Genomic DNA, 16,047 nt, shown 5'->3' on the forward strand with positions numbered 1-16,047 from the left:
CTCGCTTCGCTTGCTCATGGGCTTCGCCTGAGAATCAGCAGCAGATTCCAGGTGGCGATCTCGCGGATTCCCGGTAGCCGGGTGATCGTGCTCGCGAAGAACGGCCAGTAACGGGATCGCGCCGTGACGACGTGCATGTCGTCACGGCCGCGGACGTGCCGCAGGGTGGTGCCGATATGGACGGGGAACAGGTTCTCGCCGACCGTGTGCTTGGCCTCGCGGCCGGTGCGCCGTTCGTAGCGCCTCCGGGCCCGCCCCGCCCCGAGGTAGTGCCAGGGGGCTGTCTCGTGACCTCCCCAGGGGGAGAGCCAGTTGGTGAACGACAGGTAGATCAGTCCGCCGGGGCGGGTGACGCGCGCCATCTCGCTGATGAACGTCTGCGGATCCGACACGTGCTCCAGCACGTTGGACGAGAAGCACACGTCCGCCACGCCGTCGGCGAGCGGCAGCAGATAGCCGTCGGCGAGCACCGCGTCCTCGATCGCCGGGCCGCGGGAGCTCAGCTCCCGCAGGTCGGGCTCGAAGAGGTAGCTCTGCGCGCCGCGGCGGCGGAACTCCTGGGTGAAGTAGCCGCTGCCGCCGCCGATGTCGACGACGATCTTGCCGGGCAGGTCGATGTGACGTGCCACCTGTGCGACCGAGTCACGGGCCAGCAGGGTGTAGCACCTTTCGGGGGCACTCTCTTCGCGCATGAACGCACGGAAGAGGGTGGCCGACCGCCGCAGCGACGGATCCTTGAACGTGCGTTCGGTGACATCAGACACAGCCGCTCACCTGCCGTGTCCGGGGGCGGCGGCGCGCGCCGCCGCCTCGGCCGCCACCGCTTGGAACTGCCGGACCGTCGAGCTCCAGCGGAAGCGCTCGGCGCGACGCGCCGCCGCACGTCCCATGGCCGCGCGCCGCGCGGCGCTGAGGGACAGAGCGCACCACATGGCGGCGAACGAACTCTCCCCCCGGGCCAGCACCCCGGTCTCCCCGTCCTCTATGGAGTCGCGCAGGCCCGGTATGTCGAAACCGATCGCGGGAGTGGCCCGGGCGGCGGCCTCGGTGACGACCAACCCCCAACCCTCGACGAGGGAGGGGTGCAGCAGCAGCCACGCCTCGCACATCAGCCGGTGCTTCTCGGCCTCCGACACCCGGCCGGCGAACGTAACGCCGGGGCCGGCCATGGCTTCCAGCCGCTCCCGTTCGGGGCCGTCACCGACGATGACGAGGCGACCGCCGGTGACCGGACGGACCCGCTCCCACAGGCGCAGGAGCAGATCGATGCGCTTGTACTCCACCAGCCGGCCGACGGCCAGGAACAGCGGTTCCTTCGCCTCGGGCAACAGCGGGCCGGGGTCTTCGACACCGTTGTTCACGATCCGGATACGGTCCGCGGCGACACCGATGCCGCGCAGCTCGGAGGCGGTCGACTCGGAGACCGCCACCATCAGGTTGTCGCGGTGGGTGCTTGCCAGCGCCCAGTGCTCCAGCCTGCGCCCGAGCCGGGCCGCCGGGCCGGGGTAGCGCAGCTGCCACAGATCGCTGTGCACATGGTTGACCAGGCACAGGGTCGGTCCGCGGTGCCACAGCGGCGCCAGGTAGGGCATGCCGTTGCACACCTCGACCAGCAGGTCGCAGCCGTCGACCTCGCGGGCGAACGTCTTGCCGGCGCGCAGGAAGTGCCCTGCGTCACCGCCTGCGGACACCACCCGGTACTCGCGTGCGGCGACAGGGCCGCCGCACACGAGCGTGACCTCATGGCCGTCGGCGGTCAGGCCGTCGGCTATCCGGTCGATAAGCAGTTCCGAACCGCCGGCGGCCTGGTTGCCCAGGTCGCGGCGGGCCAGGAAGGTGATCCGGCGCGGCAGGCGTTCCACGGCGGATGCGTTGTGCGGGTCGGCGGCGAGCGGGCGGGTGACCTGGCTGCCGATTCGGGCTTGAGCGGGAACGGAGTCTGCCTGGCCGGAGGCCAGAGCGGACGCGTGCTGGGGCATAGAGGTGCTCCAACTCGGTGGCTGCGGGAGCAGTCGGGTTAGGGGATTGCCGGGCTTCCGGGATGAAGCGCTGGGCGACTCGGTGTGCGGGTACTGCGGTGCGCTGAGCCTTACTCAGGGGTAACCCAAGTGTTCGTACGAGTGATTCATCCCGCTACGCACGTGGGTGACAAGTTCGGGCCTGCCGGGAGGTCCGAACTTGTCACGCAGCTGAGTGTTCCGGCTGCCGGCGGCCGCGGATCAGCAGCACCACGCCACCGACGGTGAGCAGACCGCCCGCGATCCCGCCCCACAGGGGAACCGTCTCGCCGATCAGCTTCAGCCGACCGCCGTCATCGGAAGCCAGCGCGGCCTGCTCGCGCCGTGTCGACTCGGTGAACTCCAGCCGCTTGCTGGCCAGCAGGGTGACCGCGTCCTTCTTCGAGCCCGGGGCCCGCAGCGTCTTGGTCGGCGCGATCACCGCGTTCATGATCCGGCCCGTGCGCGGCTCCACAGTCAGCTCGATCAGCGCGTTGGAGTACCACTCCTCGGCGAGCACCTGGCCCGGCTCCTTGCTGCCCACCAGCACGCCCGGGACCTGACGGGTACCGGTGGCGACGGCTTCGACGGTGCCGGTGAAGCGGTAGCCCTGCTGGCCGTGGATCTCGGTGGTGTCCTTGAACTCCAACGGCACACCGGCGCCCAGGCTGCTGTCCCACCAGGTGTAGACGCGCTTCTCGACGTCGAACGGGAACTTCAGGTAGGCCTCGCCCTCGAACGCGGGCGTCTCCTCGCAGCAGTGCACCGGAAGGTTGGTCCGGCGGTCGGTGACCCAGCGTTCCGTCGTCCACTGCAGGGATTTGCGCGGGTCGGCCAGCGGCAGCGTCTTCGGGGTGTCGATCTGCGTCGACACGTCCCAGATCGCCTTTCCGCTCCGCTCGCTCTCAGCGACGTTGCCCAGCACCCGGCGGGTGATCGTGAGGGTCTGGTCGTCCTCCGTGGAGACGGTGCCGGTGTCGAAGTAGCTGCCCTTGCCGGTGAAGACCGTCGTGGAGTTCACGTCGGTCGGTGTGCGTTTGGCGCGCGGTTCCACGTACCAGGCGAGCAGCTGGGTGAGGACCAGCAGGAATACGCCGGCACCCAGCAGAACCAGGGAGGGAAGTGACGTTGAGCGGCGCATGCGGGTACTCCAATGCAGGCAGGATGTGTGCGGTTTCGTTCGCGGGCTGTGCGGAAGTGTCGCCCGCGCAGCCTTCAGCCTGACCGGGCCGAGGAAGGGCGTTCCGGGCGTGAAATGACGTACCCGGGAGTAACAGCGCTGTGAACCGCGAAATTAAGCGGCGCTTGACCACCTGTCAATGGGCTCGCATACTGACCGCGCCGGACCGGGCCGGCGCGCTGGGTGACAACCTCACCCGACTGAGAGGCCGATCATCCTCATGCCCAGACTGCTCGCCGCATTGCTGACCTGCACCGCTTCCGCCGTACTGGCCTCTGGTGCCGCCTTCGGAATCGTCGCCGCCCTCGAGGCCACACCCGAGCCGCAGAACGTGCCGCTCGTCACGTTCCCCGACCCTCCCGCAGACCGGGCATCGGGCGCACCGAGCCCCAGCGCGGGCTAGTTTGTGATCGAGGCCGGCCGATCGAGCGGGCATACGGACCGAACGTCCAGGAGCGGGTGCTGTGGCAACGTCGTCAGCGTGGCACGACGTGCCACGGGAACGGATCAAGCGGTTCGCCGATCTCGCCCAGGAACAGGTGCCCGAGCTCGCACAGGACGTGCTCGCGGCGATCCGCAGGGAACATCCAGGTCTGACGTTCATCGTCGACGAGTCCGGAGAGCCGAAGGGCCTGGTGGCGATCCGGCGCTCTCTGGAGCTCTTCGTGGAGCAGATGATCACGGGGTCGGACCGGCCACGCGCCCTTCCCGAGATGTTCCGGGACTTCGGACGCGGTGAGGTCACGCAGGGGCGCAGCCTGGACTCCCTGCAGGAGATCTACCGGCTGGGCGTACGCCTCTGCTGGCGGCGCATGGCGGCGATCGGCCAGCAGGTCGACATCCCGCCCGCGGCCATGTACGAACTCGCCGAGACCGCGTTCGAGTACCTCGATGTCATGGTGGCCCAGTCGGTACGCGGCTACGCCGAGGCCGTGGCCCGCCAGGCCGGGGAGCGGCTGCGGCTGCAACGACTGCTCGTCGAGTTCCTGCTCGTCGAGCACCGCACGGATCCGTCCGCCCTCCTCGCCGACCGCGCGGCCGGCATCGGCTGGCAACTGCCCGAGAGGGTGGCGGTGGCCGTGCTGATCCGCCCCACCCAGGACGCCGTCGCGCCCGCCGTGGGCGACGAGGTACTGATCAACATGGAGGCCGAGCGGCCGCGCGCGGTGGTCCCGAACCCGGAATCCCCCGGGCGGGCGGAGCTGTTGCACCGGGCGATGGCCAACTGGTCCGGCGCGATCGGCCCGTCCGTTCCCCTGGCCCAGGCTTCCACCTCGCTGCGCTGGGCGGAGGCCGCCGCCGGGATGATCGAGCAGGGCCTGCTGCCGCAAGGGCGGTTGCTGCATTGCACCGAGCACGTCGAAGCCCTGGTGCTGCTGCCCGCGCGCGAGCTGCTCGACGATCTGGCGCGGCGGCGACTGGCCCAACTGGGCGGGACCGGCGGCCCCGCTCACGCCCACCGTCTCGCCGAGACCCTGCTGGCCTGGCTGGAAACGCGTGGTGGTGCGCCGGAGGTGGCCGCCCGTCTCGGAGTCCACCCGCAGACTGTCCGCTACCGGCTGAGGCAGCTCCGTGAGGTGTGGGGCGAGGACCTGGACGACCCGGACCGGCGATTCGAGATGGAGCTGGTGCTGCGAGCCCGGCGACTGCGCGGTGATCTCCTCCCGCCGCCCGACTGACCAGCCCACACACCTTCACTCCTTGGGGACCTCGAAGGTGACCTGGGCCTCGAACGCCGCACGGCGGGTGGCCCGGCGCAGGGCCTTCAGCAGGGTGGGGCCCACGGCGAACGTCAGGGCCACGGTGAGTACGGCCCGGCCCAGGTCCCAGCCCAGCGAGGTGGCCAGGCAGTACGCGACGAAGCGGACCAGGTTCTCGTGCACCGGGTCGCCCGCGACGAACGAGATGCCGGAGCCGGCGGGCGGCACGATCGTCCAGCCGTAGAGGTTCATCACCGTCCCGTAAGCGAACGCCGCCACACAGCCGTACGCCGCGAGCATCAGGACCTCCGCGCGGCCCCGCAGCCGGTCCTGGCCCGGCAGCAGGCCCGCGCCCATCGTGAACCAGGCCAACGACAGCATCTGGAACGGCATCCACGGCCCTACCCCGCCGGTGAGCAGCGCGGACGCGAACATCGTCACCGAACCGAGTACGAAGCCGAAGCCCGGCCCCAGCACGCGGCCGCTCAGCACCATCAGGAAGAACATCGGCTCCAGGCCCGCCGTGCCCGCTCCCAGGGGGCGCAGCGCGGCGCCGACCGCCGCGAGGACCCCCAGCATCGCCACCGCCTTCGCGTCCATGCCGGAGTCGGCGATGGTCGCCACGACCACCGCGACGAGGAGGGGCAGCAGCGCGCCGAACAGCCAGGGTGCGTCCTTCTCGTGGGCGACGCCGAACGACGGGTCGGCGAAGAGGGGCCAGCCGAAGGCCGCCACCCCGATCGCGCTGATGAGGACCAGTGCGGCGATCGCCCGGGGGCCGAGACGGATCGGGCGGGTCCGGTGGGTCCGATGGGTCGGGTGGGCGGTGGGTTCGCTCATGGCGTGACCTCCAGAGCGGTGCGTACCTGGGACACGGTGAGCCAGGGCTGCGGTGCCAGGATCTTCGCGGTCTGCGGGGCGAAGGCGGGGGAGGAGACGACGACCTCCGCCGTCGGGCCGTCCGCCACGATCTCGCCGTCCGCGAGGATCACCACCCGGTGGGCCAGCTCCGCCGCCAGCTCCACGTCGTGTGTCGCCAGGACGATCGCGTGTCCCTGGGCGGCGAGACCGCGCAGGATGCCGACGAGGCGGGCCTTGGCCGCGTAGTCCAGGCCCCGGGTCGGTTCGTCCAGGAGGAGCAGCGGGGGGCGGCCGGTGAGGACGACCGCCAGGGCGAGCGCCAGTCGCTGGCCCTCGGAGAGGTCGCGGGGGTGCGTGCCGTCGTGAATGCCGGGGATCAGTTCGGCGACCAGGGCGCGGCACGTCCCGGGAGCGGCGTCCGCGTCGGCGTCCGCCGCCGTGCATTCGGCGGCGACGGTGTCCGCGTACAGCAGGTCGCGTGGTTCCTGCGGGACCAGGCCGACCTGGCGGATCAGCTCTCGGGGGCTGGTGCTGCGGGGGGTGCGTCCGCCGACCGTGACGTCACCCGTCGTGGGCTCGATCATGCCGACGAGAGTGGCGAGGAGGGTGGACTTGCCTGCGCCGTTGCGGCCCATGAGGGCGATGGTCTCGCCGGGGGTGACGCGGAGGTCGACGCGGCGGAGAGCCTCGATGCGGCCGCGGCGGACGCCGAGGCCGGTGGCCCTGGCGGTGTCGGTGTTCCGGGGCTCGGGGGGCGGGGTGGCGCGGCGCCCCAGCAGGCGGGTGAGCCTTCCCCCGGCCCGCCCCTTCCTGACCCCGGGGCTCGTCCCCGGGCCCCACTCCTCGGTCGCCGGAGGCATTTCCGGCCCGCCCGGCGATCGAGGGCTGGAGGTCCGGGGGCGAAGCTCCCGGGAAGGGGCGGGATCGGGGACATGACCGTTCCCGGGCACGCCCTGCTCCGGCACCGCTCCCGACAGCCTCGCCCGCAGCGCACCCGCCCCCCGCCTCGCATCCCGTACGGACAGGGGCAGCGGCGACCAGCCCGCCAGGCGGCCCAGGGCCACCACCGGGGGGTGGACCGGGGAGAGCGCCATCACGTCCTGCGGGGTGCCGGTCACCGGGGCCGCGCCGGGGGACGGCAGCAGGATGACCTGGTCCGCGTACTGCACCACCCGTTCCAGGCGGTGCTCCGCCATCAGGACCGTCGTCCCCAGGTCGTGCACGAGCCGCTGGAGCACCGCGAGGACCTCTTCGGCCGCCGCCGGGTCCAGTGCGGACGTCGGTTCGTCCAGGACCAGGACCTTCGGGTGCGAGGTCAGGACCGAGCCGATCGCCACCCGCTGCTGCTGACCGCCCGACAGCGTCGCGATGGGCCGGTCGCGCAGCTCGGCCAGACCCAGCAGGTCGAGCGTCTCCTCCACCCGCCGCCGCATGACGTCCGGCGCGAGGCCCAGCGATTCCATGCCGTACGCGAGCTCGTCCTCGACGGTGTCGGTCACGAAGTGCGCGAGCGGGTCCTGCCCCACCGTGCCGACGAGGTCGGCGAGTTCACGCGGTCTGTGGGTACGGGTGTCCCGGCCGTCCACCGTGACCCGGCCGGACAGGGTGCCGCCCGTGAAGTGCGGGACGAGCCCGGACACCGCGCCCAGCAGGGTCGACTTGCCCACCCCCGACGGACCGACGAGGAGCACCAACTCGCCCTCGGGGATGGACAGATCGATGTCGGAGAGGGTGGGGCGGTCCGTTCCCTCGTACCGTACCGAGACATGCTCGAACCGGATCAAGACTGCTCCTTGAAGCCTGTGGGTGAGGGCGGCAGCGGTGCCACCAGCGCGGGCAGCAGACCGATGAGGACCGCGGCGGCGGGCCACAGCGGCAGCACCGGGGCCCTCAGCGGTACGACGCCGGGGTGCAGCGCCCGCGGATCGGCGCCGGACGCCCAGATCATCGCCGCGGCGACGAACGCGCCCGAGCCCGCCACCAGCCAGGCCCTGGCCCCCCACCGGTCGGGCCGGTAGCGGGTACGGACCGAGCGCCGGCCGCCCAGCCGCAGCCCCGCCATCGCGGCGGCCAGGCCGATGAGCAGCAGCGGCAGCCCGTACACCGCACCCTGCGAGGCGAGCAGCCCGTACGTGCCCGCGCACACCCCCAGCAGTCCGCCGAGCGTGAGGATGTTCGTGGTGAGCCGGACGGCGGGCGGCACCCGCGCCGTGCGCCCGTATCCGCGCGCGTCCATCGACGCCGCCACCGCCACCGACCGCTCCAGAGCACCTTCCAGGACCGGCAGTCCGATCTGGAGTACGGCCCCGATCCCGCCGGTCGGCCGCCCCCGCAGCCGCCGGGCCGTACGCAGCCGCACGACATCGGCGACCATGTTCGGCGCGAACGTCATCGCCACGACGACGGCGACCCCCGCCTCGTACAGCGCGCCCGGCAGCGACTTCAGCAGCCGCGCCGGGTTGGCCAGCGAGTTGGCCGCGCCGATACAGATCAGCAGGGTCGCCAGCTTCGCCCCGTCGTACAGCGCGAACACGAGCTGCTCGGCCGAGACCCGGCCGCCGATCCTGACCCCCTGCGCCCAGTCGGGTACGGGCACTTCAGGGAGGGCGAACAGGGTGTGCGTGCCGGGAACCGGCGAGCCGAGGAGGACGGAGAACACCAGCCGTACGCCGACGACGAACAGCCCGAGCCTGACGAACGCCGCGTACGAACGCGCCCAGGGGGCGTCCGTGCGCCGCGCCGCCACCACATAGCCCGCCACCCCGACCAGCAGCCCCAGCAGCAGCGGGTTGGAGGTCCGGGAGGCGGCGGTGGCCAGCCCCAGCGCCCACAGCCACCACGCCCCGGCCGGCAGCGCGTTGCTGCGGGTGGCCTCGGGCGCGCGCAGGGCACGGCGGAGCCGGGCGGCACGGGTGGAGCGGGTCATCGGCGTCGGCGGGCCTGGAGGACGGCGGCGATACCGAGCAGGAGGACGGCACCGAGACCGACGAGCACACCGGCCGAGGGGCCACCGCTGTCGTCGTCGCCTGCGGCCGGGGTGCGCGTGACGGGCTCGGAGGCGGCGGACCCGGCGGCGGTGGCATCCGTGTCCTCGGAGTCCTCGGTGGCCTCGGCGACCTGCTCCCCGCAGCCCGATGCCGGGTAGCCGGAGATCGCGCAGAGCAGCGCGTTGCTGTCGTAGCGCAGCGGTGCCGCCACCGACGCGAGCGCTTGCGCCCCGCTCGCGTCCGGCTCCACCTGCGCGCACGCGGCCCGCGGCGCGGGCGGGCGCTCACCGGCGGGGGCGTCCGCCGCCGTACCGGGATCGATGACGACACCGATCCGCTTCCTGCCCTCCTGGGCGGGCGTTCCCGCGCAGATCTCCTCGAAGTCCGGGGCGCGGCGCGGCTGTGCGGCGTCCTGGGAGTCCTCGCTCACGGCGAAGCGGAAGCCCTCCACCGCTCCGTCGTCGGGCCGCGTCAGGGACGGCCCCTGGGTCGCGTACGTCCACTTCCCGCCGTCGCTCTCCCAGAACGACCAGTAGCGGTACCCGGCCGCCTGCGCGCTGCCCGCGCCCAGCACGGCCGGCAGACCGCCGAGGACCAGCAGCAGGACCGCGGCTCCCATCCGGCCCCGTGCGGCGCCCCCCGCCCGCTTCACAGCTGCTGGTTCTTCCGGCGGCTGCTGAGCAGGAAGCCGATGCCCGCGCCGAAGGCGAGGCCGACGCCGACGATCCACCAGACGCCCATGCCGCCGTCGTCACTGCTCTTGTCCTTCACCGGCTCCTGCCCGGTCACGGTCGGCGAGGGGGCGGCGGTGGCGGCGGGCGCGGGGCCGGTCGCGTTGAGCTGTGCGACGAGGTCGACGCCGCCGAAGTCACGGGCGTCGGTGCCGGTGGCGTGCGCGGCGAGCACCAGCTGCGCGGTGGCCGCCGGGCCACCCTGCTCTGCCCACTGCCTGGAGTTCTTCTCCAGCCACTTCACGGCTCCGGCCGCCTTGTCCTTGTGACCGGAGGCGGCGAGGGCGACGACCGCGTCCGCGGTGTTGCCGAAGTCCGGCTGCGGCGCGGTGTCCTCGGCGCCCGGCATGGGCGGCAGGTTCAGATACGGCTGCTCGCCGAGGGCGCCCGCGAGGTGGTGCGCGCCGTTCTGGGCGGTCTGCTCGGGGCTGAGGCCGGTGCCCTTCCGGCAGACGGGGGCCTTCACCGCGTTGGAGTCGCCGGCCGCCAGGCCCTTGCCCATCGCGCCGAGCACTCCGGCCGCCGTGGCGTCCGCGTTGGCGGTGAGCTTGCCGTCCTTGTCGGGCTGGTACGCGAACGCGCCGCCCTCGGGCCCGCCGCACGGGATCGCGAACGTCTGGAGCGCCGCGTACGGGGTCTTCCCGCCGAGCGTGGTGATGTCACCCAGCTTCTGGCCGGCCCTGGAGAGTGCGCCGATCACGATCGCGGTGGAGTTGGCGTCGCTCGGGCTGCCCGGGTTGTAGCCCCAGCCGCCGTCCTCGTTCTGTACGGACTTCAGCCACCGGACCCCGCTGTCGACGGTCTCCCGGTGCACGGCGAGCTCGACGAGCGCCTGTACCGCTACGGCGGTGGCGTTGGTGTCCGCGACCGTCTTGGGAGTGCAGTTCTCCGTGGCGTCGCGGTACGAGGGGAACGCGCCGCTCGCGCACTGCTGGCCCGCCAGCCAGTCCACCGCCTTCGTGGACGGCGTCACGTACTCGATCTTCTGGGCGAGGAGGGCGAGCGACTGCCGCCAGACACCGTCGTACGTCGGGTCCGAGGTGCCGTACAGACCGGACGGCAGTGCGGTGGTCGGGGAGGGCGACGGGCTCGGGGCGGCGACCGCGGCGGGAGCGGCGGTGGCGCAGAGCACGGCGGTGGTCGCGAGCGCGGCTGCGCTGCGGCGTACGGACATGGCTGGCTGGGCCTCTCCTGCGGGGACCGGGCGCAGGCGCACTGAGGCACCGGGCTCCGGCCCCGTATACCTCGACGGTGCCGGCCACCGGGGTCCCGGTGGCACGAGCCGGTCACGACCGCGTACAGGGCATTCCGACTTCACCGCCGCGGGGCGGATTTCACGGTTGCGCGGTCAGTGCCGGACTTCCACCGGCTTTCCCCTGTACGGGCATGATGACGACGGGCTCACTCTACCGGCCCGCCCCGCCCCCTTCCCGGCCGGACGGCCCGGTCAGACAGCGACGTACGTCACCGGACCGGTGCCCGCCGCCTCCGCGCGCCCGAGCTTCACCAGCCGCCGCAGATGGGCTTCGGCCTCGGAGACGGCGATGGAGCGGGAGCCGTGGGGGATCCGCTCCCAGGGCCGGTTCCACACCATCCGCTCGGCCAGCTGCCACGGGGTGAGGGGTGCGGCGAGCAGGGCGAGCAGCCCGGTCAGCCGCTCCTCGTGATGGTCCAGGAGCTCCCGTACGCGCCCGGAGGCGTCCGTGAACGCGTGCTGGTGCGCCGGAAGCACCTCGGCGGCCCCGAGGCGGCCGATGCGTTCCAGCGAGTCGAGGTAGTCGCCGAGAGGGTCCGTGACCGTCGTGTCGTCGGGGTCCTCGTACAGCCCGATGTGCGGGCTGATCCCCGGCAGCAGATGGTCGCCGGAGAAGAGCCGGCCGCGGCCCGGCAGCCGTGCCGGGTGGTCCTCCTCCAGGTGGAGGCAGACGTGGCCGGGGGTGTGGCCCGGTGTCCAGATGGCGCGCAGCCGGCGGCCCGCCAGGTCCAGCAGCTCGCCCGGGACGATCTCGCGGTCCGGGATCGCGGCGCGGAGTCCCGGCAGGGTGCGCGTCCGGCCGCTCGCGCGGGCGGCCCTGAGCGGGGCGAGGTGTTCCTCGGGGGCGCCGGCCGCGGCGAGTTTCTCCGTGAGGTAGGTGAGCCAGGTCGCCGGTTCGGACTCCCTGGTACGGCGGACGACCTCGGTGTCCGCCGCGTGCATGGCGATCCAGGCGCCGGACACCTCCCGCACCTGGCCGGAGAGGCCGTGGTGGTCGGGGTGGTGGTGGGTGATGACCATGCCGTGGATGTCGGCGACGCCGGTTTTGAGGGAGGCGAGTCCCGTGACCAGGGTGTCCCAGGACTCCGGGTCGTCCCAGCCGGTGTCGATGAGGACCGGGCCGCGGTCGGTGTCGACGAGGTGCACGAGTGTGTGACCGAGAGGGTTGTCGGGGATCGGCACCTTGATGCTGTGGACGCCTCCGCCGTGGTCGGTCACCTGGGCCATGGGTTCCTCGTCTCTGACAAGAACTCGTTCCAGTGGTAGCCCCAGTCAATCACTCTTGCCCGCGCGGATCGATGCCGATGCGTGGACTCCTGCAAGCGGAACTGGTATCAGTTCTGACACATAGTCAGGTACGTGCCGGGTTCGCGGGAGGCAGCAGCCATGACCGAGCTTGTGGAACACGGAAGACTGTTCATCGGCGGGGAGTGGACCGATCCGCTCGGCGACGGCGTCATCGAGGTGATCTCCCCCCACACCGAGCAGGTCATCGGCCGGGTCCCGCACGCCTGCGAGGCCGACGTGGACCGGGCCGTCACCGCCGCCCGCCGCGCCTTCGACGAGGGGCCGTGGCCGCGTACCACCCTGGACGAGCGGATCGCGGTGATCACCCGGATCAAGGACGCCTTCGCCGTACGGTACGAGGAGATCGCCCGCGTCATCAGTTCCCAGAACGGCACCCCGTACAGCTCCAGCGTCATGGTGCAGGCGCTCGCCGCGATGATGGTGTGGGACTCGGCGATCACGGTCGCCCGTACCTTCCCGTACGAGGAGCGGCGCGACGGAGTCCTCGGACCCCTGCTCGTACGCCGTGAACCGGTCGGGGTGGTCGCGGCCGTCGTGCCGTGGAACGTCCCGCAGTTCACCGCGGCGGCCAAACTGGCCCCTGCCCTCCTCGCGGGCTGCACCGCCGTCCTGAAGGTCTCACCCGAAACTCCCCTGGACGCCTACATCCTGGCCGAGATCGCGGCCGAGGCCGGGCTCCCGGAAGGGGTCCTCTCGATCCTGCCCGCCGACCGCGAGGTCAGCGAGTACCTGGTCGGACACCCGGGTGTCGACAAGGTGTCGTTCACCGGATCCGTCGCCGCCGGCCGCCGGGTCATGGAGGTCGCCTCCCGCAACCTCAGCCGCCTCACCCTCGAACTGGGCGGTAAGTCCGCCGCGGTCATCCTCCCCGACGCCGACCTCGACGCGGCCGTCGCGGGCATCGCCCCCTTCGCCTGGATGATCAACGGCCAGGCGTGCGTCGCCCAGACCCGCATCCTCGCCCCCCGCTCCCGCTACGAGGAGATCGCCGAGGCGTTCGCCGCCGCGGCCGGGGCGCTGAAGATCGGCGACCCGCTCGACCCCGCGACCGAACTCGGCCCACTCGTCGCCCGGCGTCAGCGCCAGCGCTCCCTCGACTACATCGGGATCGGCCAGGCGGAGGGCGCCAAGATCTTGACGGGCGGCGGCCGTCCGGCCTCGCAGGAACGGGGCTGGTACGTCGAGCCGACCCTCTTCGGGGACGTCGACAACTCCATGCGCGTCGCCCGTGAGGAGATCTTCGGCCCGGTCGTCTGCCTGCTCCCGTACGGGGACGAGGAGGAGGCCGTGAAGATCGCGAACGACTCCGAGTACGGACTCAGCGGCAGTGTCTGGACCGCCGACACCGAGCGCGGCATCGACATCGCCCGCCGGGTCAGGACGGGCACGTACAGCGTGAACACCTTCAGCCTCGACATGCTCGGGCCGTTCGGCGGCTACAAGAACTCCGGCCTGGGACGGGAGTTCGGGCCCGAGGGCTACGGCGAGTTCTTCGAGCACAAGATGATCCACCTGCCCGCCGGACACCAGGGGGCGTGATGGGTGACCGCTGGCAGGTGGAGGTCGACCGGGGCGTCTGTATCGGCTCCGGGATGTGCCTGAATCACGCTCCGCAGCGCTTCCGGCTGGACACGGCCAGGCAGTCGCATCCGGCCGCCCCGGAGAGCGACGCCGACGAGCAGATCCTCGCGGCGGCCGAGGGCTGCCCCGTCGAGGCCATCACGCTCACGCTCGTGGCCTCCGGCGAGGTGGTGTTCCCGCCGGAGGAGTGAGGGAAAAGGGGGCTTCCCAGCAGGTCAGAGCCCGTGCGAGACTCCGGCGGAGAACGCACGGGCGCCCGCCCGTGAGGACGACGACCGGGCGGGGACGCTTCCAGTGAGTACGAGAAGAACGGCGACCGTCGCCGCCGCGGTGAGCGCGATACTGACCACCGTCGCCGGCTGCGGCCTCGGCGACGGCGGTACGGCGGACAGCGCGGCGAAGGCGTCGCCCACGGCCACCGCACCCTTCACGAAGGAGACGGTGGCCAACGAGGTGGGCGCGGCCGCGGACGCCTCGGGGCTCCCGCCCGGCGACGACTCGATGGCGGGGATGCCCCAGGGGGAGTGGCGGGACTGCGTCGCGCCCTGGCTGGCGGACGCGCCCGACGCCGCGGACGGGTTCGCCGCCACGGTCGAACGGCTGGAGAAGCTCGGCTGGCAGGTCACCACGAGCCGCGAGGAGCAGGACGTCACCTTCCGTACCCTGACCAAGCAGGGCTGGAAGGTGTACGCCCGGCACTTCGCGATGGAGGGTTTCGGCGCCGAGCAGCCGGTCTCCTTCACCGCGGTGAAGGACGGCTGCGCCCTGCCGGATGAGGTTCAGAGGGACTTGAGCGACGACCCGGCCTGACAGCCGGAGTCGGCGATCACGAAGTACCCCGCAGGTGACTCCTTGAGCGTGTGGGTGACGAACACGTTGTACAGCCCCATGTTCTGGCCGGACCCGTGCGCGTACACATAGCCGCCCGAGGTGCGCGCCCGGCCCGCTGTCACGTGCGCGTAGTTGCTCGCGGTGAAGCACCGGACCGTGGAGCCGCCCGTGGTGGTCGCGGTGACCGCGGGTGCGGTGGCGCCCACCGCGCCCGAGGAGCCGACCGCCGCCACCGTGTAGCGGTAGGAGACCCCGGGGGACAGCCCGGAGTCGGTGAACGACGTCCCGGTGGGCGATGCCACCTTCGTGCCGTCGCGGTGCACCACGTACGAGGCGGCCTCCGCCACCGGACTCCAGGACAAGGAGGCCGAGTCGGCGGTGACGCCCGTGACGCGCAGACCCGTCGGCGCGGGCAGCCCGTCACCGCCGCCCGGCGCGTCCCGGTCCAGACCCCAGAAGACGCCGGTGTAGTACGTCGAGCAGACGGTGTCCAGGAAGTACGCGGCCGTCGACCCGCACTGCGAGGCGCCGACACCGGGGTCCACGGCCAGGCCGTGACCCATGCCGGACATGGAGTACGTCTCGACGGCGGGCTTCCCGGAGGCGTCGTCGTAGACGGTACGGGTGGTGTTCCCGGGCAGGGTGCTGGTGCCGTCCGGGGTCTGGCCGATGCCCCACACATCGGTCCACTGGTCGCGCAGCGCGGTGGCGTTGGCCGGGTAGACCGTGTAGTCCGACGTGCCCTGCCAGATCGCCACCCGGGGCCATGGCCCGGTGTAACCGGGGTACGAGGCGCGGACCTTGTCGCCCCACTGGGCGGGGCTGAGCTTCTGCGGCCCCGTCTGACAGCCGGAGGCCGCGGCCTGAGTCGTCGCGCACTGCGCCGGCAGCCCGGAGGCGACGGACCCGCCCGCGAACACGTCCGGATAGGCGGCGAGCAGGTTCGCCGTCATACCGCCGCCCGCGGAGAGCCCGGTGACGTACACCCGGCGGCCGTCGGAGCCGTACGTCCGCTGCGCGTACTCGACCATCTGCACGATCGAGGCGGCCTCCCCCCGGCCCCGGGTGTCCTTGGCCGCATCGAACCAGCTGAAGCAGGAGAGCGCGTTGTTCGCGGACGTGGTCTGGGGGTACACCACGTCGAATCCCCAGGCGTCGGCGAACTTCGGCCAGCCTGAGTTCGCGTGGTAGGCGTTCGCGCTCTGGGTGCAGCCGTGCAGGGCGACGACCAGCGGCGCGCCCGCGGGGGCGGTGGAGGGCGTGTACGCGAACATCTGGAGGTTGCCGGGGTTGGAGCCGAAGCCGGTGACCTGGTGCAGCGTGTCGGCGGCGGAAGCGGAAGTGCCTGCGGGGGCGGCTGAGGCGGCGGCTGTCGCGGTGACGGGTGTCGTCAGCAGGACGCCGAGGGCGGTGGCGGACACGACGCTCCGGAACAGGCGTCGCAGGATCGATGGGCGCACGGTGGGGCCTCCCTGATCGGACGTGCGGACTGCTGCCGGAACCTATGAGCGGAGACGGGAACTGCCCATGTGGTGCGCGGCCACCGGCACCGGCCCAAAGTGTGCGCTACGGCCCTTGCGCAGGTCAGAGCGGGCGCCGGGACACCGCGGCCCCGC

The 16,047-nt window shown here is 72.3% G+C and carries 15 protein-coding genes; 5 read left to right on the forward strand and 10 right to left on the reverse strand.

What is annotated here, in order from left to right; genetic code table 11:
- Positions 1–14: 14 nt before the first annotated feature.
- The 3 genes from F0344_RS26575 to F0344_RS26585 form a co-directional block, all read right to left on the reverse strand.
- A complete protein-coding gene (locus tag F0344_RS26575) occupies positions 15–692 on the reverse strand; it encodes a class I SAM-dependent methyltransferase (protein ID WP_185302905.1) in 678 nt (225 codons plus the stop codon).
- A 78-nt stretch (positions 693–770) separates the two neighbouring features.
- Positions 771–1,979, reverse strand: a complete 1,209-nt coding sequence (locus F0344_RS26580; protein WP_185301169.1) for a glycosyltransferase family 4 protein — start codon at positions 1,977–1,979, stop codon at positions 771–773.
- Positions 1,980–2,181: 202 nt separating this feature from the next.
- The gene (locus F0344_RS26585; protein ID WP_185301170.1) at positions 2,182–3,138 is read right to left on the reverse strand and encodes a DUF3068 domain-containing protein; all 957 of its coding nucleotides are present in this window, start codon (positions 3,136–3,138) and stop codon (positions 2,182–2,184) included.
- A gap of 259 nt (positions 3,139–3,397) precedes the next feature.
- On the opposite strand from F0344_RS26585, the gene F0344_RS26590 reads away from it, so the two are divergent.
- Together F0344_RS26590 and F0344_RS26595 are read left to right on the forward strand one after the other, a co-directional pair.
- Positions 3,398–3,580 (forward strand): hypothetical protein, encoded by a 183-nt coding sequence (locus F0344_RS26590; RefSeq protein ID WP_185301171.1) that lies wholly within the window; start codon positions 3,398–3,400, stop codon positions 3,578–3,580.
- Between the two features lie 61 nt (positions 3,581–3,641).
- Positions 3,642–4,856 (forward strand): PucR family transcriptional regulator, encoded by a 1,215-nt coding sequence (locus F0344_RS26595; RefSeq protein ID WP_258050128.1) that lies wholly within the window; start codon positions 3,642–3,644, stop codon positions 4,854–4,856.
- Between the two features lie 15 nt (positions 4,857–4,871).
- On the opposite strand, the gene F0344_RS26600 is transcribed toward F0344_RS26595, so the two are convergent.
- The 6 genes from F0344_RS26600 to F0344_RS26625 form a co-directional block, all read right to left on the reverse strand.
- Entirely contained in the window at positions 4,872–5,717 is an 846-nt protein-coding gene (locus F0344_RS26600; RefSeq protein WP_185301172.1) for an ECF transporter S component, read from the reverse strand.
- On the reverse strand, positions 5,714–7,522 hold the full coding sequence (locus F0344_RS26605; protein WP_185301173.1) for an ABC transporter ATP-binding protein: 1,809 nt from the start codon (positions 7,520–7,522) through the stop codon (positions 5,714–5,716). The genes F0344_RS26600 and F0344_RS26605 overlap by 4 nt, the downstream gene beginning before the upstream one ends.
- Entirely contained in the window at positions 7,519–8,664 is a 1,146-nt protein-coding gene (locus F0344_RS26610; protein WP_185301174.1) for an energy-coupling factor transporter transmembrane component T, read from the reverse strand. Before F0344_RS26610 ends, F0344_RS26605 begins: the two co-directional genes overlap by 4 nt.
- Positions 8,661–9,344: an SCO2322 family protein gene (locus F0344_RS26615; protein ID WP_185302907.1), complete on the reverse strand. Its 684-nt coding sequence runs from the start codon at positions 9,342–9,344 to the stop codon at positions 8,661–8,663. The genes F0344_RS26610 and F0344_RS26615 overlap by 4 nt, the downstream gene beginning before the upstream one ends.
- Positions 9,345–9,373: 29 nt before the next feature.
- The gene (locus tag F0344_RS26620) at positions 9,374–10,630 is read right to left on the reverse strand and encodes a prenyltransferase/squalene oxidase repeat-containing protein (RefSeq protein ID WP_185301175.1); all 1,257 of its coding nucleotides are present in this window, start codon (positions 10,628–10,630) and stop codon (positions 9,374–9,376) included.
- A gap of 273 nt (positions 10,631–10,903) precedes the next feature.
- Positions 10,904–11,938, reverse strand: coding sequence for an MBL fold metallo-hydrolase (locus tag F0344_RS26625; RefSeq protein WP_185301176.1), 1,035 nt, complete (start codon positions 11,936–11,938; stop codon positions 10,904–10,906).
- A gap of 159 nt (positions 11,939–12,097) precedes the next feature.
- On the opposite strand from F0344_RS26625, the gene F0344_RS26630 reads away from it, so the two are divergent.
- The 3 genes from F0344_RS26630 to F0344_RS26640 all read left to right on the forward strand — a co-directional run bounded on the left by F0344_RS26630 (position 12,098) and on the right by F0344_RS26640 (position 14,410).
- Positions 12,098–13,558, forward strand: coding sequence for an aldehyde dehydrogenase (locus F0344_RS26630; RefSeq protein WP_185301177.1), 1,461 nt, complete (start codon positions 12,098–12,100; stop codon positions 13,556–13,558).
- Entirely contained in the window at positions 13,558–13,791 is a 234-nt protein-coding gene (locus F0344_RS26635; RefSeq protein ID WP_185301178.1) for a ferredoxin, read from the forward strand. Before F0344_RS26630 ends, F0344_RS26635 begins: the two co-directional genes overlap by 1 nt.
- 103 nt (positions 13,792–13,894) lie before the next feature.
- Entirely contained in the window at positions 13,895–14,410 is a 516-nt protein-coding gene (locus F0344_RS26640) for a hypothetical protein (RefSeq protein WP_258050129.1), read from the forward strand.
- Here F0344_RS26640 and F0344_RS26645 read toward each other — a convergent pair.
- Entirely contained in the window at positions 14,380–15,891 is a 1,512-nt protein-coding gene (locus tag F0344_RS26645; protein ID WP_185301179.1) for an extracellular catalytic domain type 1 short-chain-length polyhydroxyalkanoate depolymerase, read from the reverse strand. The two genes, F0344_RS26640 and F0344_RS26645, sit on opposite strands and share 31 nt — an antisense overlap.
- Between the last annotated feature and the right edge of the window lie 156 nt (positions 15,892–16,047).

This window comes from Streptomyces finlayi (assembly GCF_014216315.1).
GTDB lineage: Bacteria > Actinomycetota > Actinomycetes > Streptomycetales > Streptomycetaceae > Streptomyces > Streptomyces finlayi_A.